The organism is Pseudomonas sp. EYE_354 (genome assembly GCF_023148575.1).
In the GTDB taxonomy this organism is placed as follows: Bacteria; Pseudomonadota; Gammaproteobacteria; order Pseudomonadales; family Pseudomonadaceae; genus Aquipseudomonas.
Genome location: NZ_JAHXNQ010000009.1, coordinates 162780 through 188270 on the forward strand (window position 1 = coordinate 162780; position 25491 = coordinate 188270).

Annotated in this window: 24 protein-coding genes; 10 read left to right on the forward strand and 14 right to left on the reverse strand. The window is 60.6% G+C overall.

What is annotated here, in order from left to right:
* Positions 1-102 precede the first annotated feature (102 nt).
* Together KZX66_RS14655 and yccS are read left to right on the forward strand one after the other, a co-directional pair.
* Positions 103-1281 (forward strand): NAD(P)/FAD-dependent oxidoreductase, encoded by a 1179-nt coding sequence (locus KZX66_RS14655; RefSeq protein ID WP_248080437.1) that lies wholly within the window; start codon positions 103-105, stop codon positions 1279-1281.
* A gap of 132 nt (positions 1282-1413) precedes the next feature.
* A complete protein-coding gene (gene yccS / locus KZX66_RS14660) occupies positions 1414-3597 on the forward strand; it encodes a YccS family putative transporter (RefSeq protein WP_248080439.1) in 2184 nt (727 codons plus the stop codon).
* Positions 3598-3633: 36 nt separating this feature from the next.
* On the opposite strand, the gene KZX66_RS14665 is transcribed toward yccS, so the two are convergent.
* Positions 3634-4371 (reverse strand): transporter substrate-binding domain-containing protein, encoded by a 738-nt coding sequence (locus tag KZX66_RS14665; RefSeq protein ID WP_248080441.1) that lies wholly within the window; start codon positions 4369-4371, stop codon positions 3634-3636.
* Between the two features lie 202 nt (positions 4372-4573).
* On the opposite strand from KZX66_RS14665, the gene KZX66_RS14670 reads away from it, so the two are divergent.
* Entirely contained in the window at positions 4574-5029 is a 456-nt protein-coding gene (locus KZX66_RS14670) for a GNAT family N-acetyltransferase (protein ID WP_248080684.1), read from the forward strand.
* 33 nt (positions 5030-5062) lie between these two features.
* Here KZX66_RS14670 and KZX66_RS14675 read toward each other — a convergent pair whose 3' ends face one another.
* From KZX66_RS14675 to KZX66_RS14685, 3 genes are read right to left on the reverse strand one after another with little or no spacing between them, the layout of a single operon-like run.
* A complete protein-coding gene (locus KZX66_RS14675) occupies positions 5063-5359 on the reverse strand; it encodes a winged helix-turn-helix domain-containing protein (protein WP_248080443.1) in 297 nt (98 codons plus the stop codon).
* Positions 5360-5378: 19 nt separating this feature from the next.
* Positions 5379-5879, reverse strand: a complete 501-nt coding sequence (locus tag KZX66_RS14680; RefSeq protein WP_248080445.1) for a M48 family metallopeptidase — start codon at positions 5877-5879, stop codon at positions 5379-5381.
* A 42-nt stretch (positions 5880-5921) separates the two neighbouring features.
* Entirely contained in the window at positions 5922-8027 is a 2106-nt protein-coding gene (locus KZX66_RS14685) for an EAL domain-containing protein (protein WP_248080447.1), read from the reverse strand.
* A gap of 310 nt (positions 8028-8337) precedes the next feature.
* Here KZX66_RS14685 and KZX66_RS14690 point away from each other — a divergent pair, with 310 nt between their 5' ends.
* Positions 8338-9003, forward strand: coding sequence for a polysaccharide lyase family 7 protein (locus KZX66_RS14690; RefSeq protein WP_248080450.1), 666 nt, complete (start codon positions 8338-8340; stop codon positions 9001-9003).
* A gap of 91 nt (positions 9004-9094) precedes the next feature.
* On the opposite strand, the gene fba is transcribed toward KZX66_RS14690, so the two are convergent.
* The 6 genes from fba to tkt form a co-directional block, all read right to left on the reverse strand.
* Positions 9095-10159 (reverse strand): class II fructose-bisphosphate aldolase, encoded by a 1065-nt coding sequence (fba, locus tag KZX66_RS14695; protein WP_003177554.1) that lies wholly within the window; start codon positions 10157-10159, stop codon positions 9095-9097.
* Positions 10160-10346: 187 nt separating this feature from the next.
* A complete protein-coding gene (locus tag KZX66_RS14700; protein ID WP_248080452.1) occupies positions 10347-10679 on the reverse strand; it encodes an MliC family protein in 333 nt (110 codons plus the stop codon).
* A 61-nt stretch (positions 10680-10740) separates the two neighbouring features.
* Positions 10741-10968, reverse strand: a complete 228-nt coding sequence (locus KZX66_RS14705) for a hypothetical protein (RefSeq protein WP_248080454.1) — start codon at positions 10966-10968, stop codon at positions 10741-10743.
* Positions 10969-10997: 29 nt separating this feature from the next.
* Complete coding sequence (locus KZX66_RS14710) at positions 10998-12161, reverse strand: phosphoglycerate kinase (protein ID WP_248080457.1); 1164 nt, start codon at positions 12159-12161, stop codon at positions 10998-11000.
* A gap of 17 nt (positions 12162-12178) precedes the next feature.
* On the reverse strand, positions 12179-13234 hold the full coding sequence (gene epd / locus KZX66_RS14715; RefSeq protein WP_248080458.1) for an erythrose-4-phosphate dehydrogenase: 1056 nt from the start codon (positions 13232-13234) through the stop codon (positions 12179-12181).
* A 138-nt stretch (positions 13235-13372) separates the two neighbouring features.
* Positions 13373-15370, reverse strand: coding sequence for a transketolase (tkt, locus tag KZX66_RS14720; RefSeq protein ID WP_248080460.1), 1998 nt, complete (start codon positions 15368-15370; stop codon positions 13373-13375).
* Between the two features lie 260 nt (positions 15371-15630).
* On the opposite strand from tkt, the gene KZX66_RS14725 reads away from it, so the two are divergent.
* The 5 genes from KZX66_RS14725 (at position 15631) to KZX66_RS14745 (ending at position 20624) form a co-directional block, all read left to right on the forward strand.
* Positions 15631-16626 (forward strand): metalloregulator ArsR/SmtB family transcription factor, encoded by a 996-nt coding sequence (locus KZX66_RS14725; protein ID WP_248080462.1) that lies wholly within the window; start codon positions 15631-15633, stop codon positions 16624-16626.
* A gap of 18 nt (positions 16627-16644) precedes the next feature.
* A complete protein-coding gene (gene metK, locus KZX66_RS14730) occupies positions 16645-17835 on the forward strand; it encodes a methionine adenosyltransferase (RefSeq protein WP_024077850.1) in 1191 nt (396 codons plus the stop codon).
* Positions 17836-18054: 219 nt separating this feature from the next.
* Positions 18055-18405, forward strand: a complete 351-nt coding sequence (locus tag KZX66_RS14735; RefSeq protein ID WP_248080464.1) for a hypothetical protein — start codon at positions 18055-18057, stop codon at positions 18403-18405.
* Positions 18406-18503: 98 nt separating this feature from the next.
* A complete protein-coding gene (ligB, locus tag KZX66_RS14740; protein ID WP_248080466.1) occupies positions 18504-20165 on the forward strand; it encodes an NAD-dependent DNA ligase LigB in 1662 nt (553 codons plus the stop codon).
* A 66-nt stretch (positions 20166-20231) separates the two neighbouring features.
* Positions 20232-20624 carry a DUF1090 domain-containing protein gene (locus KZX66_RS14745; RefSeq protein WP_248080468.1) on the forward strand — a complete coding sequence of 131 codons (393 nt, stop codon included), beginning with the start codon at positions 20232-20234 and terminating at the stop codon, positions 20622-20624.
* A 6-nt stretch (positions 20625-20630) separates the two neighbouring features.
* Here the strand turns inward: KZX66_RS14745 and KZX66_RS14750 are convergent, their stop codons facing one another.
* On the reverse strand, positions 20631-21080 hold the full coding sequence (locus tag KZX66_RS14750) for a cytochrome c (RefSeq protein ID WP_248080470.1): 450 nt from the start codon (positions 21078-21080) through the stop codon (positions 20631-20633).
* 128 nt (positions 21081-21208) lie between these two features.
* On the opposite strand from KZX66_RS14750, the gene KZX66_RS14755 reads away from it, so the two are divergent.
* Positions 21209-22402 (forward strand): MltA domain-containing protein, encoded by a 1194-nt coding sequence (locus KZX66_RS14755; protein ID WP_248080472.1) that lies wholly within the window; start codon positions 21209-21211, stop codon positions 22400-22402.
* A gap of 94 nt (positions 22403-22496) precedes the next feature.
* Here KZX66_RS14755 and KZX66_RS14760 read toward each other — a convergent pair whose 3' ends face one another.
* The 3 genes from KZX66_RS14760 to KZX66_RS14770 all read right to left on the reverse strand — a co-directional run bounded on the left by KZX66_RS14760 (position 22497) and on the right by KZX66_RS14770 (position 25463).
* A complete protein-coding gene (locus KZX66_RS14760; protein WP_248080474.1) occupies positions 22497-22883 on the reverse strand; it encodes an MAPEG family protein in 387 nt (128 codons plus the stop codon).
* 136 nt (positions 22884-23019) lie between these two features.
* Positions 23020-24474 carry a TrkH family potassium uptake protein gene (locus tag KZX66_RS14765; protein ID WP_248080477.1) on the reverse strand — a complete coding sequence of 485 codons (1455 nt, stop codon included), beginning with the start codon at positions 24472-24474 and terminating at the stop codon, positions 23020-23022.
* Between the two features lie 95 nt (positions 24475-24569).
* The gene (locus KZX66_RS14770; RefSeq protein WP_248080480.1) at positions 24570-25463 is read right to left on the reverse strand and encodes a formate/nitrite transporter family protein; all 894 of its coding nucleotides are present in this window, start codon (positions 25461-25463) and stop codon (positions 24570-24572) included.
* Positions 25464-25491: the final 28 nt, after the last annotated feature.

The following is a 25491-nucleotide window of genomic DNA, read 5'->3' on the forward strand; positions in this document are numbered from 1 at the left end:
ATCTGCGCATCTATCGCAGATCCGGTGTGGGAGGGGCGGTGCGACTTGCCCCCTCCCACCGTTGACTGTCTTTGAAATCAGAATTTGTATGAGGACCTCGCTGTGCGCTCGACCGAAGTTGTGATCATTGGCGCCGGCGCCGCAGGCTTGATGTGCGCGCTGACCGCCGCCGGGCGTGGGCGCAAGGTGATGTTGATCGACCACGCGAACAAGGCCGGTAAAAAGATCCTGATGTCCGGCGGTGGCCGCTGCAATTTCACCAACCTGTACACCGAGCCGGCCAACTTCCTGTCGCACAACGCGCACTTCTGCAAATCGGCGCTGGCCCGTTACACCCAATGGGACTTTATCGGGCTGGTGGCCAAGCACGGCGTGCCGTACCACGAGAAGAAACTCGGCCAACTGTTCTGCGATAACAAGTCCAGCGACATCCTCGGCATGCTCCTCGACGAGTGCATCCAGACCGGCGTGAGCCTGCACCTGGACACCGCCGTCGAGGAAATCGCCAGGCTGGAAAACGGCTATCAGTTGCAGACCACCCTGGGTGAGCTGCGCTGTGAATCCCTGGTGATCGCCACTGGTGGCTTGTCGATTCCGACCCTGGGCGCGACCGGTTTCGGCTACCAGGTGGCCCGGCAATTCGGCCACGAACTGCTGCCGACCCGGGCAGGGCTGGTACCGTTCACCATCACCGATCAGCTCAAGGAGCTGTGCGCCGAGTTGTCGGGCACGTCCGTGGACTGCCTGGTCAGCTGCAACGGCCAGAGCTTTCGCGAAAACATTCTGTTTACCCACCGTGGCCTCAGCGGCCCGGCGATCCTGCAGATTTCCTCTTACTGGGAATCCGGCGACACGGTTGAAATCAATCTGCTGCCCGACCACGACGCCCACACCTGGCTGCAACAGCAACAGGCCGAGCGCCCCAACAGCGAACTGAAAACCCTGCTGGGTGAAATCTTTACCAAGAAGATGGCCAACCTGCTGGCCGAAACCTGGTTTGTGTCCAAGCCGATGAAGCAATACACCCACGCCGAAATTGCCGATATCGCGCAAAAACTCGGGGGCTGGCAACTGGTGCCGGCAGGCACCGAGGGTTATCGCACGGCCGAGGTGACGCTGGGTGGGGTGGACACGCGGGAAGTGTCGTCCAAGACCATGGAATCGCTGAAGAGCGCCGGTTTGTACTTTATCGGCGAGGTGCTGGATGTGACCGGCCACCTGGGCGGGTTTAACTTCCAGTGGGCGTGGGCCTCGGGCTACGCGGCGGCGCAATACGTCTGAAGGATGCACTCGGTCACATGTGGGAGGGCCGGTGTGCCCGGAAAAATTTGCGCTCAGATGTGATCACCACCCTTGCCGTGGCGTCACTGATGGCTCAATTTAGCGGCATCGTCCCGGAAGACTCCAGACTTCATGTCATCGACCTCGTTCAAGCAGTCCATGCGGCGCCTGTGGGCGCTGGATAAATTCAGTTACAGCATTCGGGTGTTCATCGCCCTCACCGGCAGCATGGCGCTGTGCTGGTATCAGGATGAAATGACGCTGCTGATCCCACTGTTCCTGGGGATTATCGCCAGCGCCCTGGCCGAGACCGACGACAGTTGGCAAGGCCGCCTCAACGCCCTGGCCGTGACGCTGGTGTGTTTCAGCATTGCCGCGCTGTCGGTGGAGCTGCTGTTCCCCTACCCGTGGGTGTTCGCCATCTCCCTGGCCCTGGCGACCTTCGCCCTGACCATGCTCGGCGCCTTGGGCGAGCGCTATGGCGCGATTGCTTCCGCCACGTTGATTCTGTCGGTCTACACCATGATCGGCGTGGACCAGCGCGGTGGAGCGGTCAGTGATTTCTGGCACGAGCCGCTGCTGCTGGTGGCCGGCGCCGCCTGGTACGGCGCACTGTCAGTGCTGTGGCAGGCGCTGTTTTCCAACCAGCCGGTGCAGCAGAGCCTGGCGCGTTTGTTCCGTGAGTTGGGGCGTTACCTCAAACTCAAATCCTCACTGTTCGAACCGATCCGCCAACTGGACGTCGAAGCGCGCCGCCTGGAACTGGCCCAGCAAAACGGCCGGGTGGTGGCGGCGTTGAATGCCGCGAAGGAAATCATCCTGCACCGCGTGGGCAATGGCCGGCCAGGCTCCAAAGTCAGCCGCTACCTCAAGCTCTACTTCCTGGCCCAGGACATCCACGAACGTGCCAGTTCCTCCCACTACCCTTACAACGCCCTGGCCGACGCGTTCTTCCACAGCGACGTGCTGTTCCGCTGCCAGCGCCTGCTGCGCCAGCAGGGCAAGGCCTGCCAGGCCCTGGCCGAATCGATCCAGTTGCGCCAGCCGTTCATCTATGACGACAGCTTCGCCCAGGCCCTCAGCGACCTGAACGCCTCCCTGGAGCACCTGCGCATCCAGAGCAACCCGGCCTGGCGCGGCCTCCTGCGTTCGTTGCGCGCCCTGGCCGCCAACCTGTCCACCCTCGACCGCCTGCTCGGCGACGCCAGCAACCCCGACGCCCTGGCCGATGCCACCGACAGCAACCTGCTGGACCGCGCACCGCGCAACCTTAAAGAAATGTGGACGCGCCTGCGCACCCAGCTCACGCCCACCTCACTGCTGTTTCGCCACGCCCTGCGCCTGTCCCTGGCGCTGACCATCGGCTACGGCACCTTGCATGTGATCCACGCCTCCCAGGGTTACTGGATCATCCTCACCACGCTGTTTGTGTGCCAGCCCAACTACGGCGCGACACGGCGCAAGCTCGGCCAGCGGATCATCGGCACCGCCATCGGCCTCACCGTGGCCTGGGCGCTGTTCGACCTGTTCCCGAGCCCCCTGGTGCAATCGATGTTCGCCATTGCCGCAGGCCTGGTGTTCTTTATCAACCGCACCACGCGTTACACCCTGGCCACGGCCGCGATCACCCTGATGGTGCTGTTCTGCTTCAACCAGGTGGGCGACGGCTACGGGCTGTTTTTGCCCCGCCTGTTCGACACCTTGATCGGCAGCCTGATCGCGGGCCTCGCGGTGTTCCTGTTCCTGCCGGACTGGCAAGGCCGGCGCTTGAACAAGGTGCTGGCCAACACCCTGACCTGCAACAGCATCTACCTGCGCCAGATCATGCAGCAGTATGCCGCCGGCAAAAGCGACGACCTGGCCTACCGCCTGGCCCGCCGCAACGCGCACAACGCCGACGCCGCGCTGTCCACCACCCTGGCCAACATGCTGATGGAGCCGGGGCATTTCCGTAAGGAGGCGGACGTGGGCTTCCGCTTCCTGGTGCTGTCCCATACCTTGCTCAGTTATCTGTCGGGGCTCGGTGCGCACCGCGAGACGCTATTGCCGGCCGACGTACGCGAACACTTGATCGACGGCGCGGGTAAAAACCTGGCAGCGAGCATTGATGAGATCGCCACCGGGCTGGCCAATAAACAGCCCATTGCGATCCAAAGCGACGCCGAGGAAGCCCTGGCCGCTGAGCTGGAGCAGATGCCGGATGAGATCGATGAGGGGCAACGACTGGTGCAGACACAACTGGCGCTGATTTGCCGGCAACTGGGGCCGCTGCGCACACTGGCCGCGCATTTGATCAAAGACACCGCCAACGCCTGACCCCTGGCGGGCACGCTCTCTGCCGGCACGCACTGATCACATCCCGTGCAGCTTCATCAACCGCGCGTAGCTGCCATCGGCCTTCATCCTGGCGATCTCACGGTCGAAGTTGGCCACAATCTGCTCATGCGCCGGGTTCTTCAGGCTCACCAGGATATGCAGGCTGTTTTCGCTCAACGGCTTGGGAAAGAACTCCAACACATCACGCACCCGGGCCGATTCACGCGCGAGGTAATAACGCGCCACATACTCGTCCTCCACCGTCAGCCGCACCCGTTGCGCCGCCAGCATGCGCACGGCCATGGCGAAGTTATGCACAGGCACTTTCTGTAGCTGCATGTCTGTATCGAACGCCGCTGAATAGGCGTACCCGCGCACCACGGCGATGGGGTAGTCGTGCAGCTGTTGAAGGTTCTGAAACTCGATAGGGTCATCGCGGCGCTTGATAAAACGCACACGGTTAAGCAGGTATTCACCGGAGAACTGCCCCAGGTGTGTGCGGGCATCGTCATACCAGGCATTGATCAGCACGTCATAGCGTCCATCGCCAATGCCCTTCAGCGCCCTGGCCCACGGCACTTGTTCGAAGTCACTGGCATAGCCCGCGCGGGCCAGCGCCGTGCTGACGATATCGGTGGCCAGCCCGCCATTGATCAAGGTCGCGTCGGTAAAGGGTGGCCAGGCATCGGCGACCAGACGCAGACGCTCCGCGAACGCAGGCGCCGCCAGCAAAAACACTCCAATCAACGCAACGGCACGAGAGAGTCGCAGCATGCTCAAAGTCCTTGGCGGGCAGGCGGGGGCCTGGGTTCAGGCAATGCCTGAGGATCTAACAGTAGCTGAAGATTACACAAAGAAACGGGCGGCGAACGCACTCGATGATGGCTATTTGATTTCATTCACAAAAATAGTTGATTTAGACACCTTTGCCCGCCGCGCTTACTATCCAGAACAGACATTTACCTGGGAACACACCATGACAGTCGATTGGGTCTGCAAACATCACACTGACCTGGGCAAGGAACAGCTGTACGCCATCCTGCGTTTGCGCAGCGAAGTCTTCGTTGTGGAACAGAAATGCGTGTATCAGGACATCGACGGGCAAGACCTGGCGGGCGATACACACCACCTGATGGCCTGGAACGGCGACGAGCTGGTTGCCTACCTGCGCCTGCTGGACCCGCAATCCCAGGGCGGCGACGTGGTGGTCGGCCGCGTGATCGTCGCGCCGGTGGCACGGGGCAGCGGGCTGGGCCACCTGATGATGGAAGAAGCCCTCAAGCGCATTGATGACATCTGGCCAGAGACGCCGATTTTCCTGTCGGCCCAAGCACATTTGCAGGGGTATTACGGGAAATACGGGTTTGTGGTGGCGGGAGAGGAATATCTGGAAGATGACATCCCCCATATCGGTATGCACAAGGCGTTATAAGCGCGGGCCTTCTTTGGCGGGCACGCCACAGGCTCAGGGATAATCCAATACCCGCTTGATCTGGTCGAGATTGGCCTCGATCCAGCGCCGATCAATCGCGCCCCAGTCACGAATCCGATAGTGCCCGGCATGATTGCGTGCGCCGTCTTGCTGCTCGAATTCACACACGATATCCAGGTCGGCCAATGCCGCAATCGTGTCCTGCGCCGTGCGCCGGGGCATGCCGGTGGCATCGGTCAGCGCCGGGACGCTGCTGGCCAGCCCGCTGTCGATCAAGTACGCCACGTACAGGCGGCGGTAGAAACTGCTTTTGGTCTTGCTCACATCCATGGTCGATCGCCTTGTGCGGTCAGGGTTTGCCCTGCAGGTCGCGATACGTGAGGTACACCCGCAGGTCGAATTCCACCTGGTGGTAGCCCGGCATCATGTAGTCGCAGAGTTTATAGAACGCCTTGTTGTGGTCCGATTCCTTAAAATGCGCCAGCTCGTGCACCACGATCATGCGCAGAAACTCCGGCGCCGCCTCTTTGAACAGCGAGGCAATACGGATCTCTTTCTTGGATTTGAGGTTGCCGCCCTGCACCCGGGAAATCGTTGTGTGCAGCCCGAGGGCGCGATGGGTCAGGTCCAGGCGGTTATCGAACAGCACTTTGTCGATGGCCGGCGCGTTGCGCAGGTGTTCCTGCTTCAAGGCCAGGGCATAGGCGTACAAGGCCTTGTCGCTCTGCACCGCATGACGTTCGGGGTAACGCTGCTCCAGGTAAGCACCCAACTGGTCCTTGGCGATCAGTTGGCGCACTTGTTCCTGGAGAGCGGGCGGGTAGGCCTGGAGGTATTTCAGCGCGGTCATTGAGGTCTGCAACAGGTTCGAATGGGCGCCAGTGTAGCGAATTCAGCGCAGGCGGGCGCGGGACCAGTTGGCGATGTCCTCGGCGATCAAGGGCTGCGCCGCCCACGGCCCCTGGATAAACGAACAACCATGCGCCTTGAGCCAGTGGGCTTGCTCCTGAGTTTCCACCCCCTCGGCCACCACCAGCACGTCAAAATGGCCGCACAGCTCGATAATGCTGCGCGCCATCGCCGCATCCCGTAACGAGCCCGGCAAGCGCGCGACCAGTTGCGAATCGAGTTTGAGGGTGTCGAATTCCAAATCGCGCAGATGCGCCAGAGAGCACTGCCCCGAGCCGAAATCATCGAGCGCGATGCGCACGCCGATTCTGCGCAGTAACTTGAGCTGCTTGGTGGCCTCCTCCAAATTGCTCATCAGGCATTCCTCACCGATTTCCACCTCCAACTGCCAGGCCTGCAACCCATGCCGCTCTATCACCTGCTGCAGTTGGTTAGCCAGGTTAGGCGCATTGAACTGACTGGCACTCAAGCTCACGCTCAGCACCAACTCATCATCAAAGGTGCTGTGCCACGCCTGACGCTGGGCGGCGACCTGATGGTAAATCCATGCGCTCAATTGGCTGATCAGCCGTGCTTCTTCCAGCAACGGCAAAAACAGCCCCGGCGATACATCGCCGACGCTGGGGTGCTGCCAGCGCAACAACGCCTCGACGCCACGCAGACGCCCGTCTGCCAGGGAGACCTGAGGCTGGTAGACCAGCGTGAAATCCTTGTTTTGAATCGCGGTACGCACGCTGTCTTCAAGCATGAGGCGCGAGCGCGCACGACCGTTCATTTCCTGGTCGTAATAACGATATTGCTGACGCCCCGCACGCTTGGCTTCGTACATGGCGATGTCGGCCGCGCGCAACAGGCCAGACAGATCCGAGGCGCAGTCCGGGAACGTGGCAATGCCGATGCTGACGCCGAGCATGACATCCAAACCGTCGACTTGCTGACAAACGGACACTCGCTCGATCAGCTTTTCCGAAATTTTCGCTGCCTGCTCCGGAAACTCAAGCTCCAGCAGCGCGGTAAATTCATCCCCGCCCATGCGCCCGATAATGTCGTAGGAGCGCAGGCAGCCCTGTAGCTGCTCCGACACCCAGCGCAGCACGCGATCGCCGGCATCATGCCCGAGGGAGTCGTTGACCCGCTTGAAGCCGTCCAGGTCCAGGTACAGCAACACCAACGATTGGTCGCTACGCTCGCTGCGCGACAGGGTGTTTTCCACCGTCTGATAGAAACCGCGCCGGTTCAGCAGCCCGGTCAGCGGGTCCGTCACGGCCTGGAACTCCAACTGCTGATGCAGGTGGCGCACTTCGGACATGTCCAGCACCGTCACCACCATGGCTTTCTGCTCGGCCGGCAACGGCGCGCATGACAAGGCCACCGGCACTTGCTGACCACGACCGGTACGCAGCAGCGCGTCGTGCAGGCGCCAGATTTCGCCCTTGCGATAAGCGGCGTACATCTGAGAATCAGCCCAGGCAGGCACATGAGGTTTTTGCAGGAAGCTCAAATACGGCTGCCCCTGCAATTCATCCATGGTGGCATTAAGCAGTCGCGAAATCGCCGGATTGGCGTACTCGATAACGCCCTCCTCACTCACCACCAGGATCCCTTCGGCGGCGTTGTCCAATACCGAGGCATTAAAAGCGCGAGCGGATTCCAGGTCATGACTCAAACGCTGAAGGGCCCGGCGATTACGTTGGTGCTCCAGCAATGCCTGGACCTTGGGCTTGAGAATGTGCGGGTCAAAGGGTTTGAACAGGTAGTCGATAGCGCCGCTGGCATAGCCTTCCAGCACCGCAGCGGGCGACTGGGCGTTGGCACTTAGAAAGATGATCGGGGTCATGCGCGTGCGCTGGCTGCCGCGCATCAAGCGGGCGACTTCGAAGCCGTCCATGCCCGGCATCATCACATCCAGCAGCACCAGGTCGACTTCATGCAGCAACAACAATTCGAGGGCTTCCACGCCGGATGAGGCCGTGACCACCTGCCAGTCATCACGCTGCAAAAGCGCACACATGCTGATCAGGTTTTCCGGGTAGTCATCGACCACCAGAAGAACCGAACTGCCATCGCCGTGATGTGGAGCGCATTCCATGCTGGGACTCTTCCTTAAGGTCTACTCCGGTCACGTCTGAGAGAAAACCCGGACAAACATTGAGGCCTCACTCTAGCCCTGGATCCTCTAAATCAGAAGTGACGTGGATGCCATCATTGCGCCAAAGTTCAGTCAGCCGACTAACGGTCACACCCTGCAGCCCACGACCCATGGGAAACATGGCTTTTTGGCATTCCTCTGGCGCCAATAAATTGCCAGCAAACGTTTAACAACCGGCCGCTCACCGCCTATAAAGAACCGGTAAGGCCCCCCGGGCCAAAGCCTTCACCCCCTGTAAAAGGCCATCACCATGATCGACCTCTCCACTTGGAACTTGAGCATTCCGGTCGGCTCGCCTCCCGCGACCATCGAAACGCCGAAACTGCTCAATGGCTTCAACGACCAGTACTTCCAGGCCGAAGGCAGCAACGTGCAATTCTGGACCCCTGTGACCGGCACCCGCACCGAAAACGCCATCTACCCGCGCAGCGAACTGCGCGAAACCTACGCCGATGGCCGCCTGCGCAATTGGACCTACCCCGAGGCCGACAATTTTCTGCGCGCCACACTGGCCGTCAACCAAGTGCCTTCCACCGGCAAGATCGTCATCGGCCAGATCCACGCCTATGACAGCCAAAAACCGCTGATCAAACTCGAATACCAGTTCAAGGAAAAAACCCAGACCGGCAACATCGTGGCCAAAGTGCGCATGCGCCCGGATGAAGACGAGAGCCGCGTGATTATCGTCGCCTCCAATGTGCCGCTGGAAAAAAGCTTTACCTACGTGATCAACCTCAACAAAGCCGGGCTGCTCAGCGTGTACGCCGCCGACAGCGAATGGAACGAACGCATCGGTGCCGCCTGGGCGGCCAAGCCGTTGTATTTCAAAGCGGGCACCTATGTGCAGGACAACAGTGGCAATAGCAAAGAAGGCGCGAAGGTTACGTTTTCCAAGTTGGATATAGATCACGAGTGAAGGATAAAAGCCTGCGGAACTTCGCGGACTGACCAGATCCCATCCACAAAAAAGCCCGCATCGCTGCGGGCTTTCCGTAAACGCCTGAGGCTTAGTTGACCTTGGCGTTCAACTCACCTTTCAAATACCGCTGGTACATCGCTTCCAGCGAGATCGGCTTGATCTTCGACGCATTGCCGGCAGTACCAAACGCTTCATAACGTGCGATACACACATCACGCATGGCGGTCACGGTGGCGCCGAAGAATTTACGCGGGTCGAATTCGCTCGGGTTGGTGGCCATCAGGCGACGCATCGCACCGGTGGATGCCAGGCGCAGATCGGTGTCGATGTTGACCTTGCGCACGCCGTACTTGATGCCTTCGACGATTTCTTCAACCGGTACGCCGTAGGTTTCTTTGATGTCGCCGCCGTACTGGTTGATGATCGCCAGCCATTCTTGCGGGACCGAAGAGGAACCGTGCATCACCAGGTGGGTGTTGGGGATGCGCTTGTGGATTTCCTTGATGCGGTCGATGGCCAGCACGTCGCCGGTAGGCGGCTTGGTGAACTTGTAAGCGCCGTGGCTGGTGCCGATGGCAATGGCCAGGGCGTCCACCTGGGTCTTCTTCACGAAGTCGGCGGCTTCTTCCGGGTCGGTCAGCATCTGGCTGTGATCCAGCACGCCTTCGGCGCCGATGCCGTCTTCTTCGCCGGCCATACCGGTTTCCAGTGAACCCAGGCAGCCCAGCTCGCCTTCAACCGAAACGCCGCAGGCGTGAGCCATGGCGACGGTTTGTTGGGTGACGCGTACGTTGTACTCGTAATCGGTCGGGGTCTTGCCGTCTTCGCCAAGGGAGCCGTCCATCATCACCGAGCTGAAGCCCAGCTGGATGGAGCGCTGGCACACGTCAGGGCTGGTGCCGTGGTCCTGGTGCATGCACACCGGGATGTGCGGGAACTCTTCGATCGCGGCGAGGATCAGGTGACGCAGGAATGGGGCGCCGGCGTATTTGCGCGCACCAGCCGAAGCCTGGACGATCACTGGGGAGTCGGTCTTGTCAGCGGCTTCCATGATGGCGCGCATCTGCTCAAGGTTGTTGACGTTAAAGGCTGGGACGCCGTAGCCGAACTCGGCTGCGTGGTCCAGCATTTGACGCATGCTGATAAGTGCCATTGTGTTGTCTCTCCCGGTCGAGGGTCGTTAATCGTGCAAGCCTGCCGTAGCGGCGGCTGCTATTCAAGTTATTGCCGGTCAGGGTTTGCACACCTGGCCTGCTGAATCGTTATTGCTGTGTGAGGCCCAGCGCGCATTCGATCTTTGAACCCAATCAGTGGATTTGGATCCAGTCAAATTCGAGATCTTATTGGGCCTTGCAGCCGCGCCCGATCAAATCGTCGGTGGCAACCCAGTAAACCAGGCCTTCCTCACCTTTTGTGTGAAACGCCAACTGGTCGTTGCTGTACAGCACGCCCGAGGCGGCAACGTCCTGTTTAAGGCGGTAAACCTGGTCGGAACCACCCAGGCGTACATCAACCTCGGATTTGGCCGCGTCAGCGAAGCGCCAATTGACCTCAGCCTTGCTGTCGCAGGTCCAGGTGGTCCACTGACCTTGCGGCTCGGCCTTGTTGAACATGTTCATGCTGCTGCAGCCGGCCAGTAAAGCCAGGGCTGCCAGGGCGAAAACGCCTTTCATTGCCAATCCTCGAACGACGGCCCAGGGGCCGTCACTGCTGTCGGTTAGTTGATCAGACCCGTCAAGGGCAACCCTGTTCCTGACCGTTGGGCGCGGAGTCGTATTTCTCCAGCCGTTCGTTGCCGATGCGCTTGTTGATCACCGGCATGGTCTCGGCTTGCCAGTCAGCCTGGTAGCAGCTCTTTTTCTGCGCCGCTGCGGGCGTTTTGGCCTCAGGCGCTGCGTTTGGCGTGCTGCCGCAGCCGGCCAACAGGCCCGCTGCGATCACCAATGCCAACGACTTGATCATGGAAAGACTCCTTGTCCGGATCACGCGCCTTAACCTTTGGCCCGGGTTTCCAGCACTTCAACGGCAGGCAGGACTTTGCCTTCGACAAACTCCAGGAATGCGCCGCCACCGGTAGAAATGTAGGAGATCTGCTCAGCAACGCCATATTTATCGATGGCCGCCAGGGTGTCGCCGCCGCCGGCAATCGAGAATGCCGAGCTTTCTGCGATCGCCTTGGCCAGCACTTTGGTGCCGTTGCCGAACTGGTCAAATTCGAACACGCCGACCGGGCCGTTCCACAGGATGGTCTGGGACGCTTTGAGCAGTTCAGCGAAATTGGCCGCGGTTTGCGGACCGATGTCCAGGATCATGTCGTCGTCGGCCACGTCAGCAATCAGCTTGACGGTGGCGGTGGCGCTTTCGGCGAATTCCTTGGCCACAACCACGTCAACCGGCAATGGCACGCTGACTTTCGCCGCGATGGCACGTGCAGTGTCCAGCAAGTCCGGCTCATACAGGGACTTGCCCACCGGGTGGCCGGCGGCCGCCAGGAACGTGTTGGCAATGCCGCCGCCGACGATCAATTGGTTGCAGATCTGGCTCAGGCTGTTGAGCACGTCCAGCTTGGTGGACACCTTGGAGCCCGCCACGATGGCGGCCATCGGTTGTGCCGGAGCGCCCAGGGCCTTGCCCAGCGCATCCAGTTCAGCCGCCAGCAGCGGGCCGGCCGCCGCGACTTTGGCGAACTTGGCCACGCCGTGGGTCGAACCTTCAGCGCGGTGTGCGGTGCCGAACGCGTCCATCACGAACACGTCGCACAGGGCCGCGTACTGCTGAGCCAGTTCGTCGCTGTTCTTTTTCTCGCCCTTGTTGAAGCGCACGTTTTCGAACAGCACGATGTCGCCGGCCTTCACATCAACGCCGCCCAGGTAATCAGCGACCAGCGGCACCTCGCGCCCCAGGGCACGGCTCAGGTAGTCGGCCACAGGCTTGAGGCTGTTTTCGGCGGAGAACTCACCTTCGGTCGGACGACCCAGGTGGGAGCAGACCATCACGGCCGCGCCTTTTTCCAGGGCCAGCTTGATGGTCGGCAGCGAGGCCAGGATTCGCGCATCGCTGGTGACAACACCGTCCTTGACTGGGACGTTGAGGTCTTCGCGAATCAGCACGCGCTTACCTTGCAGATCGAGGTCGGTCATCTTCAACACGGTCATGGGTCGCAGTTCCTGAATTACTGTTGAGGTTGTTTGGAGGCAACGTGCAGAAAGTGCTCTGCAACGTCCAGCATGCGGTTGGCAAAACCCCACTCGTTGTCGAACCAGGCCAGGATGTTCACCAGCCTCGGGCCGGAAACGCGGGTCTGGCTGGCATCGACAATCGCCGAATGCGGGTCATGGTTGAAATCACAACTGGCGTGGGGCAACTCGGTGTAGGCCAGCAAGCCTTTGAGCGGACCGCTGGTGGCGGCGTCGCGCAGAATCCGGTTGACCTCCACGGCATCGGTGTCGCTCACGGTTTGCAAGGTGATGTCCAGGCAGGACACGTTCACCGTCGGCACCCGTACCGCTTTGGCCTGAATTCGCCCGGCAAGTTCCGGCAGCAGGCGTTCGATGCCACGGGCCAGGCCGGTGGACACCGGAATCACAGACTGGAACGCCGAGCGGGTACGGCGCAGGTCTTCATGGTGATAGGCGTCGATCACCGGCTGGTCGTTCATCGCCGAGTGGATCGTGGTAATCGACACATAATCGATGCCGATCGCCTGATCCAGCAGACGCAACAACGGCACGCTGCAGTTGGTGGTGCAGGAGGCGTTGGACACCAGCAGTTCACGGCCGGTCAGGCCATCCTGGTTGATGCCGTAGACGATGGTGGCGTCGACATCCGCCTCACTGGCCATTGGCTGGGAAAACAGCACTCGCGGCGCGCCGGCGTCGAGGAAACGCTGGCCATCGGCACGGGTGTTATAGGCACCGGAGCATTCCAGCACCAGGTCGACGCCGAGCGCCGCCCAGTCGATGCCCTCGGGGGTGGCACTGCGCAGTACTTGTACGCAGTCGCCGTTGATATGCAGACAATCGCCATCGACCCGCACTTCGCCGGGAAAGCGGCCGTGGGTGGAGTCAAAGCGTGTCAGGTATTCGATGCTGGCCATGTCGGCCAAATCGTTGATCGCGACAATTTCAAACCCGGCCGCCGCACCTCGCTCGAACAGCGCACGCAAGACGCAACGACCAATGCGGCCGTAGCCGTTGAGTGCAACTTTGTAAGGACGCGGTTGGTGCATGGGGTTCTCGATCAAGGTTAGTTCGGTGTTGAATGCTCTGACGCCATCGCGGGCAAGCCCGCTCCCACAATAGACCGAGATCCAAATGTGGGAGCGGGCTTGCCCGCGATAGCGCCAGTCCAGACAACGCAGACTGACTTAGTCTTCCAGCAGCTCTTCAGCCTGACCCAGGATGTTTTCCAGGGTGAAACCGAACTCTTCAAACAACGCTGGCGCCGGCGCCGACTCACCGTAGGTGGTCATGCCGATCACGCGGCCTTCCAGGCCCACGTACTTGTACCAGTAGTCGGCGTGCGCCGCTTCGATGGCGATACGTGCGCTGACCTGCAACGGCAGGACCGATTGCTTGTAGCCGGCGTCCTGGGCTTCGAACACGCTGGTGCAAGGCATGGACACCACACGCACGTTGCGGCCCTGGGCGGTCAGCTTGTCGTACGCCTGAACGGTCAGGCCCACTTCGGAACCGGTGGAGATCAGGATCAGCTCCGGCTCGCCGATGCAGTCCTTGAGCACGTAGCCGCCACGGCTGATGTCGGCGATCTGCGCGTCGGTACGCACCTGGTGTTGCAGGTTCTGGCGCGAGAAGATCAGCGCCGAAGGGCCGTCCTTACGCTCGATGGCATGCTTCCAGGCCACGGCGGATTCCACCGCGTCGGCTGGGCGCCAGCAATCGAGGTTCGGCGTGGTGCGCAGGCTGGTCAATTGCTCGACCGGCTGGTGCGTCGGGCCGTCTTCGCCCAGGCCGATGGAGTCGTGGGTGTAGACATGGATCACACGCTTTTTCATCAGCGCGGCCATGCGTACGGCATTGCGGGCGTATTCCATGAACATCAGGAAGGTCGCGCCGTAAGGCACCAGGCCGCCGTGCAGGGACACGCCGTTCATGATGGCGCTCATGCCGAATTCACGCACACCGTAGTACATGTAGTTGCCGCTGGCGTCTTCAGCCGAGACACCTTTGCAGCCTTTCCACAGGGTCAGGTTGGAACCGGCCAGGTCGGCCGAACCGCCGAGGAACTCAGGCAGCAACGGGCCAAAGGCATTCAGGGTGTTCTGGCTGGCTTTACGGCTGGCGATGGTTTCGCCCTTGGCCGCCACTTCAGCGATATAGGCCGAGGCTTTCTCCGAGAAGTCGGCAGGCAGGTCACCGGCCAGACGACGTACCAGTTCGTTGGCCAGTTCCGGAAACTCGGCGGAGTAGGCAGCAAAGCGCTGGTCCCACTCGGCTTCTGTCGCCAGGCCTTTTTCCTTGGCATCCCACTCGGCATAGATGTCGGCCGGGATTTCGAACGGACCGTGGTTCCACTTCAGCGCTTCACGGGTCAGGGCGATTTCCGCGTCACCCAGTGGGGCGCCGTGGCAGTCTTCTTTACCTTGTTTGTTCGGCGAGCCGAAGCCGATGGTGGTCTTGCAGCAGATCAGGGTCGGCTGCGCGCTCTTGCGAGCGGTGTCGATGGCAATCTTGATCTCTTCCGGATCGTGGCCGTCGACATTGCGGATCACTTGCCAGTTGTAGGCTTCGAAACGCTTAGGCGTGTCATCGGTGAACCAGCCTTCGACTTCGCCGTCGATGGAGATGCCGTTGTCATCGTAGAACGCGATCAGCTTGCCCAGGCCCAGGGTGCCGGCCAGGGAAGCGACTTCGTGGGAGATGCCTTCCATCATGCAGCCATCACCCAGGAACACATAGGTGTGGTGGTCGACGATGTCGTGGCCAGGGCGGTTGAACTGTGCGCCCAGGACTTTTTCAGCCAGCGCGAAGCCAACGGCGTTGGCCAGGCCTTGGCCCAGGGGACCGGTGGTGGTCTCGACGCCTGGGGTGTAGCCGAATTCCGGGTGCCCCGGGGTGCGGCTGTGCAGCTGGCGGAAGCTCTTGAGGTCATCGATGGTGACGTCGTAGCCGGTCAGGTGCAGCAGCGAGTAGATCAGCATCGAGCCGTGGCCGTTGGACAGCACGAAGCGGTCGCGGTCGGCGAACGATGGATTGCTTGGGTTGTGTTTCAGATAGTCACGCCAAAGTACTTCGGCGATATCCGCCATGCCCATCGGGGCACCGGGATGGCCGCTGTTGGCTTTTTGCACGGCATCCATGCTGAGGGCACGAATGGCGTTGGCACGCTCACGACGGCTGGGCATCGCTGATCTCCTGGGGGTTGCGTAAAAGAAACGGGAAAAAAGGACCGGCATTTTCCCTCAGCCACCGCCTGCGGGCAATGACAGATAGTCACTTGCAGGTGTTTTTCCTGCGGTTTGCGCGCCATTGACTTGCAGAATCCGACTACGCGTTCGTCTAAAGGCTATAGCGCCTGCTTATAACCGCCACTTATCGACCAATATCAAAACTTTTTGATATTGGCCTTGCGAGGAGCCCACCCCGTCACTAGACTGCTGGCCTTATGAACCTATCCGTGCCCTCACTGCGTCCCGACGACGGCGATGAACTGGCAGCCTTGTGCAAGGCAGCCGGTGACCCGTTGCGCTTGAACGTCTTGCGTGCACTGACCAACGACTCCTTCGGCGTACTGGAACTGGCGCAGATCTTCGCCATTGGTCAGTCCGGCATGAGCCACCATTTGAAGGTGCTGTCCCAGGCCGATCTGGTGGCCACCCGCCGCGAAGGCAATGCGATTTTTTACCGCCGCGCCCTGCCCCACACCGACCTGCTCGGCGGCAAGCTGCACGCCGCGCTGCTGGAAGAAGTGGACAACCTGAACCTGCCAGGCGACGTGCAGGCGCGTATCAGCCAGGTTCATGGGCAACGCGCAGCCGCGAGCCAGGACTTTTTCGCACGGGTGGCAGAGAAGTTTCGCGCCCAGCAAGACCTGATCGCCGGCCTTGCCCAATACCGCGACAGCGTACTGGCGCTGCTCGACAAGCTGAGCTTCAGTGAGAAAGCCACAGCACTGGAAGTCGGGCCTGGAGATGGCGGTTTCCTGCCGGACCTGGCGCGGCGTTTTCACCAGGTCACGGCGCTGGATAACAGCCCGGCGATGCTCGAACTGGCGCGCCAATTGTGCGAACGCGAAGCGCTGGGCAACGTCAGCCTGCAGTTGGCCGACGCCCTGAATGACACCAGCCTGCGGGCCGACTGCGTGGTGCTGAACATGGTCTTGCACCATTTCGCCGCTCCCGCCGACGCCCTCAAGCAAATGGCCGGGTTGCTGCACCCCGGCGGTAGCCTCTTGGTTACGGATTTATGCAGCCACAACCAGAATTGGGCCAGGGAGGCCTGCGGTGATCTCTGGTTGGGTTTTGAACAGGACGATCTGGCCCGTTGGGCCACCGCTGCGGGGCTCGTTCCCGGGGAAAGCCTCTATGTAGGCTTACGTAATGGTTTCCAGATACAGGTCCGCCATTTTCAGCGACCGGCTGGCGACACTCACCATCGGTAATATCAGGAAAACATCGAGATGAGCGAATACTCCCTTTTCACCTCCGAGTCCGTGTCTGAAGGGCATCCGGACAAAATCGCCGACCAGATTTCTGATGCGGTGCTGGACGCCATCATTGCTGAAGACAAGTTCGCCCGCGTGGCGTGCGAGACTCTGGTGAAAACCGGTGTAGCGATCATCGCCGGCGAAGTGACCACCACAGCCTGGGTTGACCTGGAGCAGATCGTTCGTGATGTGATCACCGACATCGGCTACAACAGCTCCGACGTCGGTTTCGACGGTGCGACCTGCGGCGTGATGAACATCATCGGCAAGCAGTCTCCAGACATCAACCAAGGTGTCGACCGCGCCAAGCCGGAAGACCAGGGCGCCGGCGACCAGGGCCTGATGTTCGGCTACGCCAGCAACGAAACCGACGTGCTGATGCCTGCACCGATCACCTTCTCGCACCAGTTGGTACAACGTCAGGCCGAAGCGCGTAAATCCGGCCTGCTGCCATGGCTGCGCCCGGACGCCAAGTCCCAGGTGACCTGCCGCTACGAAGGCGGCAAAGTCGTCGGCATCGACGCCGTTGTACTGTCGACCCAGCACAACCCGGACGTTTCCTACGCAGACCTGCGTGAAGGCGTGATGGAGCTGATCGTCAAGCACGTACTGCCTGCCGAACTGCTGAGCAAGGACACCCAGTTCCACATCAACCCGACCGGCCAGTTCATCATCGGTGGCCCGGTGGGTGACTGCGGCCTCACTGGTCGCAAGATCATCGTCGACAGCTACGGCGGCATGGCCCGTCACGGCGGTGGCGCGTTCTCCGGTAAAGACCCATCCAAGGTCGACCGTTCCGCGGCGTACGCCGGTCGTTACGTGGCCAAGAACATCGTCGCTGCGGGCCTTGCCGAGCGTTGCGAGATCCAGGTGTCGTACGCAATCGGCGTGGCCCAGCCTACGTCGATCTCGCTGAATACCTTCGGCACCGGCAAGATCAGCGATGACAAGATCGTCAAACTGGTGCGCGAGATCTTCGACCTGCGCCCTTACGCGATCACCACCATGCTTGATCTGCTGCACCCGATGTACCAGGAAACCGCAGCCTACGGCCACTTTGGCCGTACCCCTGCGCAGAAGACCGTGGGTGACGACACTTTCACCACCTTCACCTGGGAAAAAACCGACCGCGCCAACGACCTGCGCATCGCTGCCGGCCTGTAATCGCTCGCGGTTTCAAAAAGCCCTGCCGGGTTTGACCGGCGGGGCTTTTTATTGGCTGACGATTCGCGGTGACGGTCACATTTTTTGGATCCAAACCTTGCAGGCCAAATAATGGCCCACTAGAATCCGCGCCCTCTCGGGCCCTCTACCTTATTTGGATATTGCCCTGCGCCAGCCCGGGATTATTCAGCGCACGGCAATCGAACATTGAGGTTTCTCATGCGCATCTCCACGCTCGCCCCTGCCGCCCTGTTGCTCAGCCTGTTCGCCCTGCCGGCCCACGCCGCCGACCTGAGCGCACTGAGCGGTGCCCTGACGTCCCAGTTGGGTGGCGGCAACTCCGGCGACTGCCAGAAGCAATCGGCCGACCTGCAAGTCAAGATCGATGCCGCCGAAGCCAGCAAAGACGCCCTGAAAGTCAAAGCCTTCAAAGCGGCGCAAGACCAGATCAACAAAGGTTGTGACAAACTTGCTGTAGCCCAGGCTAAAGCCGACGCCAAGCAGCAAACCCAGGAAGCCAAAGCGGATAAGCCAGATGCCGTGAAAGCCCTGGGCGGTCTGTTCAAGTAAACAGAAACACGCCGTAAAAAGCCCCGCGCCGTCGGGGCTTTTTTGTGGTCGCGCGGATCATTTAGGCTGGGCGCCCCTTTCGAGCAAGGATGCTCAAGATGCTCTTACTGATCGCTTTTTTATTCATCGCGTTTTCCTCCTGGGCCTGGGCTGAAGACTGCCCCGATGAGGCTCGAACACAGGTCGGCACCCTAGCCGAACAGGTCCGTCTGTGGGATGACAGCTACCACCGCCTCGGCCAATCCCCCGTCAGTGATGAACTCTACGACCAGGCTCGCCAACGTCTCACCCTGTGGCGCCGGTGTGTCGCCTCGCCCACCGCAGCGCCAGACAACCCGCTGGCCACTTCGCGGGGCACCTTGCCTCACCCGGTTGCCCACACCGGCCTGGATAAACTGCTGGATGAACACGCCGTCGACACCTGGCTGAGCACGCGCCAGGATGTGTGGGTGCAACCCAAAGTCGATGGCGTCGCGGTGACTCTCGTGTACCGCCAGGGCCGGTTGAAGCAGCTGATCAGCCGCGGCGACGGCGCACTCGGCCAGGACTGGTCAGCGTCTGCGCGCAAGATTCCAGGCATCGTCCAGCAACTGCCGGAGCCCATCGACCTGGTGCTGCAAGGCGAACTCTATTGGCGCCTCGACAACCATGTGCAATCAACAGAAGGTGGGCTCAATGCCCGCAGCAAAGTGGCCGGACTGATGAACCGCCGACGGCTCAGCGACGCCGACGCTGCCGGCATCGGCCTGTTCGTCTGGTCGTGGCCAGAAGGCCCGACAGCGTTCAGCGAACGCCTGGCCATCCTGGCTCGCTGGGGGTTCACTGACAGCCAGCGCTACAGCCACCCCGTGCGCAACATCACCGAAGCCGCTTACTGGCGCACCTATTGGTATGACCACCCACTGCCATTTGCCAGTGACGGCGTGGTGCTGCACCAGGCACTGCGCGCGCCCGCCGAACGTTGGCAGGTCAGCGCACCTTACTGGGCTGTCGCCTGGAAGTACCCGGCATCCAAAGCCTTGGCACTGGTGCGCAAGGTTCACTTCAAAATCGGGCGCACCGGGCGCATTACGCCCATCCTGGAGTTGGAGCCGGTGCGCCTCGATGACCGGCAAATCAGCCGAGTCAGCGCCGGCTCGTTGAAGCGCTGGCAAGCACTGGATATTCGCCCTGGCGACCAAGTGTCCATCAGCCTCGCCGGGCAGGTGATCCCCCGGCTGGACGATGTGATTTTGCGCAATAGCACCAGAGTCGACCTGCCAGTGCCCGAACCTCGGGACTTTCATGCCTTGAGTTGCTGGCAACTGGACCCTGGCTGCGAAGAACAATTGCTCGCGCGCCTCGCCTGGTTGAGCAGTAATCAGGGCCTGGCCTTGCCTCACATGGGGCGCGAGACGTGGAACGTATTGATCCAGGCCGGTCTAATCGCAGGCTTTCTCGATTGGTTGACCCTTGACGCAGCAGAGCTTGCTACCATTGATGGCTTGGGCGATCACAGGCGCACACGCGTGCTCGACAGCCTCCAAAGCGCGCGGCAGCGACCCTTTGCACAATGGCTCAAAGCCTTGGGCGTACCGCCTGTGGCACGCAGCAACCTGGAGGGCGGTTGGCAGACACTGGTCGCCAGAGACAGTCAAGCCTGGCTGGCCATTGATGGCATAGGCCCGCGTCGTGCGGCGCAGCTGAGCGCTTTCTTTCGCGACCCGCAGGTACAGGCGCTGGCCGAGACATTACGCGTGGCCGGGATCGACGGGTTTTGAACCCCACCCGGCCGCCTTTAAACCACCGCAGAATTCACCCTGCCATTTGCGATCCTGGAGTTCCACATGAAATTTCTAGCCCCTTTTGCCCTGCTGACCGTTGCAAGCTGCATGGCGACGCCGCTGCTGGCCGAAGAAGCCCCGCAACTCACCGGCTGTGCTGCCAAGCGCCAAGCCATCAGCACCCAGATCGAACAGGCCAAGGCCCACGGCAATAGCGACCAACAGGCTGGCCTGGAAAAAGCCTTGAGCGAGGTCACCGCCAACTGCACCGACGCAGCCCTGAAAAAAGAACGGGAAAACAAGGTGCTCGATGCCAAACACGAAGTCAGCCGCCGTCAGGCCGACCTCGACAAGGCGATGAAAAAGGGCGACGCAGATAAGATCAACAAGCGTAAAGACAAGCTCGCCGAGTCCCGCAAAGAGTTGCAGGACGCAGTGGAAGAGCTCGATCAGTAAAACCGGTCAGTGGTCGCGGAACTGTTTATGGCAGGCGCTGCAGGCATCTTCGACTTTCTGCACGGCAGGTGCCAGATTGCTGGCCTTGTAAGGCTGCACTTGGCTGGCGATCACCAATTCACCGGTGGCCGCTTCCAGGTCGCGGGCCAACTGCTGGAACTGCGCCTGTTTTTGCCACACGTCATCCTTGGCGCTGGTGTGATCTTCCTCGCGCACACTCGGAAAGTGCTGCCACGGCTCATGAGACAACGCGTCGAGTTTGACCGCGCCTTCGGCGAATTTCGCGCCGTCGAACGGGATGCGCCCACGCAGCATGCCGCCCAGGTCTTCAGCGGTCTTGAGCATCTGCTTGAAGATCGCCTTGCGCTGGCCCAGCGGCGAATTCGGATCAACACCGCCGCAGGCGGACAGCGTCAGGCAGGCCAGCAGTACAACCGTCATTTTTTTAAAAGTCATGGTGGCTCAGGGTCACAGGAAACGGCGGCCAGTATCCTCGCCCCGCCCGCAAAGACCAATAGCCCTATTAATAATAAGGGTTGTCCCGCGACAGTACGGCGTGGGCAATCGCTTCAGGAATTGTTTGTATGAACCTCACGCTGAAACCCCGGAGCCGCCTGCTGTGGGCGCTGCCAATGATTGCGCTACTGGCCGGTTGCGATGCGGGCAACAATGCCGGCAAGGAAACCGCCAAAGACGAGCCCGCCAAACCCCATGCCGTCGCCACCTACGTAAGCGCGCCGTGGGACGCTCTGCCCGCCGTGTCCGACAGCGACTTGCTGGCCGGCTTTGAATCCTGGCGCAGCGCCTGCCAACGCCTCAAGGCCGACCCGGTCTGGGGCACGACCTGCGCCGCAGCCGCCACCGTGCCGGGCAATGCCATGGCAGTACGCAGCTTTCTCCAGGAGCGCCTGGATGTGTTCGGCCTGCGTTCGGCCGACAACACTCCGAACGGCTTGATCACCGGCTACTACGAACCGGTCTACCCCGGCAGCCTGACAAAGACCGCGACCGCCCATGTGCCGGTATACGGCGTGCCGGATGACTTGATCATCGTCAACCTGGAGAGCATTTACCCCGAGCTCAAGGGCAAGCGCCTGCGCGGTCGCCTTGAAGGCCGCGTGCTCAAACCCTACGACGATGCAGGCGCGATCAACGGGCAAGGCTCCACCGCCAAACCGATTGCCTGGCTGACAGATCCGATGGACCTGCAATTTCTACAGATCCAGGGTTCGGGCCGTATTCAACTCAAAGATGGGCGCCAGTTGCGCGTCGGTTATGGCGACCAGAATGGCTACCCCTATCGCCCTATCGGCCGCTGGCTGGTAGAGCAAGGCGAGCTGAAGAAAGAAGACGTGACCATGGGCGCCATCAGCGCCTGGGCCAAGGCGCATCCAGAGCGGATCCCGCAACTGCTGGCCAGCAACCCCAGCTACGTGTTCTTCAGTGCCCGCCCCGACAGTAATGAAGGCCCACGTGGGTCGCTGAACGTGCCACTCACCGCCGGCTACAGCGTAGCGGTCGATCGCAAGGTCATTCCGCTGGGCAGCCTGTTGTGGCTGTCGACCACCAAGCCTGACGGCACGCCACTGGCGCGCCCGGTTGCGGCGCAGGATACCGGCGGCGCCATCACCGGCGAAGTACGCGCGGATTTGTTCTGGGGCACCGGCAATGCAGCGGGTGAACTGGCGGGAAATATGAAGCAGCAGGGACAGATCTGGATGTTGTGGCCCAAAGGCGCGGCGTTGCCGCAGGTGCCGGATGCGCCTGCCGGGAGCTGACAGGTCGTGTCGAGCGAGGAGTTTTTCCGTGGTGAGCGGGCTACCCGCTCACCACAACAAGCACAAACCCGCCCACACAGGTGTGCATTAACGTTTAGATCGAGACAAAAAAGAAACTCGCAATCAGCGCCATACCCACCGCCCACACTAGCGAGCGCAGGATCGCCCAGTCAGCCAGGTAGCAAATGATGTACAGCAGGCGGCTGGTTATGAACAACACGGCCAGCACGTTGATAGTCACCAACTCGGCCGTGCCGGCCAGGTGAGCGATAATCACCGCCGCCGCGAACGCCGGGGTAACTTCAAAGCTGTTGAGCTGTGCACTGTGGGCGCGCTTGGCGATCCCCTCGAGGTTATCCAGAAAAGCCCGCGGGTCGTGATTGTCACGCGCGCCAAATTTGCCGCCACTGAACTTGGCCACACCTGTACACAGGTAAGGCAGAAAAATGGCGATCAACACACACCAGAAAGCAGCCGTCATCACGTCGTCCTTTTGTCGTTTTATGCATCAACTGGAGTTCTAGCAGTAAAAACCCCAAGTCGCACCTAACGCTATGAGCCATGACGCAGTAAAAGGTTCTATCGCGCTCGCCCGCCGACAGCATCCACGTCTCGCACTAGTAACGCCAAAAAACCGGTGTGATCAATACCAGCACGGTGAGTATCTCCAGGCGTCCCAGCAGCATGCCAATCGTCAGCAACCATTTTGCGGCATCAGGAAGTGAGGAGAAATTTCCGGCAGGCCCGATGATCGCGCCCACACCCGGTCCGACATTGCATACCGCCGTAGCGGCACCACTCAACGCCGTCGTCCAATCGAGCCCGATCAAGCCGAGCCCCAGGGCAATCATTGCAATGGTGATGGTGAAAAAAAATGAAAAGGTCAAAAGCGAACGCACGATCTCTTCGTCAATGGGATGGCCGTTGTACTTTTTCTGTATCACGGCCCTTGGATGGATCAGTTGTTTCAAACTACTGACCAACAACGCGGCTGCTACCTGAAAGCGAAAGATTTTGAGGCCGCCAGCCGTGGAGCCCGAGCATCCACCGACGAACGTCAGATAAAAGAACAACAGAACGGCGAAGCTGCCCCACAACGTGTAATCGCCGACCGCAATGCCCGTCGTCGTGACGACCGAGGTGACATTGACCGCCACGAGTCGAAACGCATCCCACCAACCGTAATCACTGTGCAAACACAGCCACGTCCCCACAATCAGCCAAGTGACGATCAGGAACCCAATAAAACCCCGAACCTGATGATCGTTGATCAGTGCACGCCGATGACCACGTAACGTGGCGACGTATAGGGTAAAGGGCAGGCTGCCCATAATCATGATAACCACGGCTGCCCAGTGAATCGCGGGCTGCGGCCAGTGTCCGAGTGACGCATCCGAGGTTGAGAACCCACCCGTTGAGATCAACGACATTGCATGGTTGATCGCTTCGAATGGCGTCATGCCGCACATCCAGAGCACCAGCGCGCCCGCGCTGGTAAGGCCCAGGTAGAGAAAGAGAATGGATTTGGCCGCCACGTGGGAGCGGGGCGTGACTTTCTCCGACCAGTCTGAGGACTCTGTCTGAAAAAGACGCATGCCCCCCACTCGCAATAACGGAAGGATCGCTACAGCCATGCCGATAAAACCGATACCACCGAGCCAGTGCAACATTGAGCGCCAGATCAATAACCCCGGCGAGGCGCTATCCAGACCGACCAGAATGGTTGAACCCGTGGTGGTGATGCCGGACATGGTTTCAAAAAAAGCATCGGTGTAGCTGATCTTGCTGATCAATACCATGGGTAATGCCGCAAATGTGCAAACCACGACCCAACTGGCGGTAGTCAGCAGGTACATGTCCCTGGGGCGGAGCTGGGCCGTCTCGGGTCGCCCGCGCGCGACCAACAGGAGGCCGCAGATGAGTGTAATCACACTCGACCAGAGAAAGGCCGACAGATCATCGCTGCGCTCAAACACCACCAACGTGAGCATCGGAATGACCATGCTCACGGCCAGCGTGATCAAAAAAATGCCCAGGATGAAGCCAACGAGCCTCAGTGCTGCGAGAGACATGGAAAGGTAACCTGCCGAATTAGCGCCGCGCAGTATCGGACAGGCAGCCTTTGAGCCCCATAAATTTTGCGTAAAGTTTTTAGCGCTTGCGCAACTCAGCCTCGCTGATTCTTATTAACCCGCGGCGGATGCCTCGGGTCCGCCGCCTTTTTGCCGGGCAAGCTGCCCTCACTGCGAATCTGCGCATGGCTGATCAGGGCGAAGATAAAGCTGCCCCCGATAATATTGCCGGCCAGCGTGGGGCCGGCGAACACCAGCCAGAAATCCTTCCACGGCAACTCACCGGCAAACACCAGGTAAGACACTTCGGCAGACCCCACCACGATATGGGTGAAATCCCCCAGCGCCATGAGGTAAGTGATCAATATGATGATCCACATCTTGGCGCTTTCCATCGATGGGATCATCCACACCATGGTGGCGATCATCCAGCCGGAGACGATGCCTTTGGCAAACATCTGGCCGGGGCTGTTTTCCATGATCTTGCGCCCGATCTCCAGGAAAGCCTGGTCGGTCTTTGTGTCGAAGATCGGCAAATGCAACATCACATACGCCACCAGCAAGGTGCCGCAGAGGTTGCCCACCAGCACCACCGACCACAGCCGCAATAAGCGTCCGGCGTTCGCCAGTGTGGGTTTGCTCATTACCGGCAACACCGCCGTCAGGGTGTTTTCGGTAAACAGCTGCTGGCGCGCGAGGATCACCGCCAAAAAGCCCGCGCAGTAACCGAAGCTGGCGATCACCTTGAACGCCTCACCCTCGGGCAGGCGCGAATTGAGCAATCCCATGGCCATCAGCGACAGGCCCATGGTCAAGCCCGCGGCCAGCGCCGACCACCACAACGCCGCAACATTGCGCTCGAGTTCCTGGTCGCCCTGGGTGCGGATAATTTCATGCAGTACCGCCGCGCGAGGCGGCTGGTTGTCGTCTACATCCTGTTGCTCTTCCTGCGACAGGTTGGGGGTCTTGCCGTCTTCTTGCGTGGCCATGGTGATACCTGAACAGGGGGGCGATGTT

Bases quoted from the DNA above. Each gene is read 5' to 3' on its own strand.
- KZX66_RS14725 (WP_248080462.1), top strand. From the start codon at position 15,631: ATGAACCTATCCGTGCCCTCACTGCGTCCCGACGACGGCGATGAACTG.
- tkt (WP_248080460.1), bottom strand. From the start codon at position 15,370: ATGCCCAGCCGTCGTGAGCGTGCCAACGCCATTCGTGCCCTCAGCATG.
- fba (WP_003177554.1), bottom strand. From the start codon at position 10,159: ATGGCACTTATCAGCATGCGTCAAATGCTGGACCACGCAGCCGAGTTC.
- KZX66_RS14735 (WP_248080464.1), top strand. From the start codon at position 18,055: ATGCGCATCTCCACGCTCGCCCCTGCCGCCCTGTTGCTCAGCCTGTTC.
- KZX66_RS14760 (WP_248080474.1), bottom strand. From the start codon at position 22,883: ATGACGGCTGCTTTCTGGTGTGTGTTGATCGCCATTTTTCTGCCTTAC.
- KZX66_RS14665 (WP_248080441.1), bottom strand. From the start codon at position 4,371: ATGCTGCGACTCTCTCGTGCCGTTGCGTTGATTGGAGTGTTTTTGCTG.
- ligB (WP_248080466.1), top strand. From the start codon at position 18,504: ATGCTCTTACTGATCGCTTTTTTATTCATCGCGTTTTCCTCCTGGGCC.
- KZX66_RS14750 (WP_248080470.1), bottom strand. From the start codon at position 21,080: ATGACTTTTAAAAAAATGACGGTTGTACTGCTGGCCTGCCTGACGCTG.
- yccS (WP_248080439.1), top strand. From the start codon at position 1,414: ATGTCATCGACCTCGTTCAAGCAGTCCATGCGGCGCCTGTGGGCGCTG.
- KZX66_RS14770 (WP_248080480.1), bottom strand. From the start codon at position 25,463: ATGGCCACGCAAGAAGACGGCAAGACCCCCAACCTGTCGCAGGAAGAG.
- epd (WP_248080458.1), bottom strand. From the start codon at position 13,234: ATGCACCAACCGCGTCCTTACAAAGTTGCACTCAACGGCTACGGCCGC.
- KZX66_RS14685 (WP_248080447.1), bottom strand. From the start codon at position 8,027: ATGGAATGCGCTCCACATCACGGCGATGGCAGTTCGGTTCTTCTGGTG.
- KZX66_RS14765 (WP_248080477.1), bottom strand. From the start codon at position 24,474: ATGTCTCTCGCAGCACTGAGGCTCGTTGGCTTCATCCTGGGCATTTTT.
- KZX66_RS14690 (WP_248080450.1), top strand. From the start codon at position 8,338: ATGATCGACCTCTCCACTTGGAACTTGAGCATTCCGGTCGGCTCGCCT.
- KZX66_RS14675 (WP_248080443.1), bottom strand. From the start codon at position 5,359: ATGGATGTGAGCAAGACCAAAAGCAGTTTCTACCGCCGCCTGTACGTG.
- KZX66_RS14755 (WP_248080472.1), top strand. From the start codon at position 21,209: ATGAACCTCACGCTGAAACCCCGGAGCCGCCTGCTGTGGGCGCTGCCA.
- KZX66_RS14745 (WP_248080468.1), top strand. From the start codon at position 20,232: ATGAAATTTCTAGCCCCTTTTGCCCTGCTGACCGTTGCAAGCTGCATG.
- KZX66_RS14700 (WP_248080452.1), bottom strand. From the start codon at position 10,679: ATGAAAGGCGTTTTCGCCCTGGCAGCCCTGGCTTTACTGGCCGGCTGC.
- KZX66_RS14710 (WP_248080457.1), bottom strand. From the start codon at position 12,161: ATGACCGTGTTGAAGATGACCGACCTCGATCTGCAAGGTAAGCGCGTG.
- KZX66_RS14680 (WP_248080445.1), bottom strand. From the start codon at position 5,879: ATGACCGCGCTGAAATACCTCCAGGCCTACCCGCCCGCTCTCCAGGAA.
- metK (WP_024077850.1), top strand. From the start codon at position 16,645: ATGAGCGAATACTCCCTTTTCACCTCCGAGTCCGTGTCTGAAGGGCAT.
- KZX66_RS14670 (WP_248080684.1), top strand. From the start codon at position 4,574: ATGACAGTCGATTGGGTCTGCAAACATCACACTGACCTGGGCAAGGAA.
- KZX66_RS14705 (WP_248080454.1), bottom strand. From the start codon at position 10,968: ATGATCAAGTCGTTGGCATTGGTGATCGCAGCGGGCCTGTTGGCCGGC.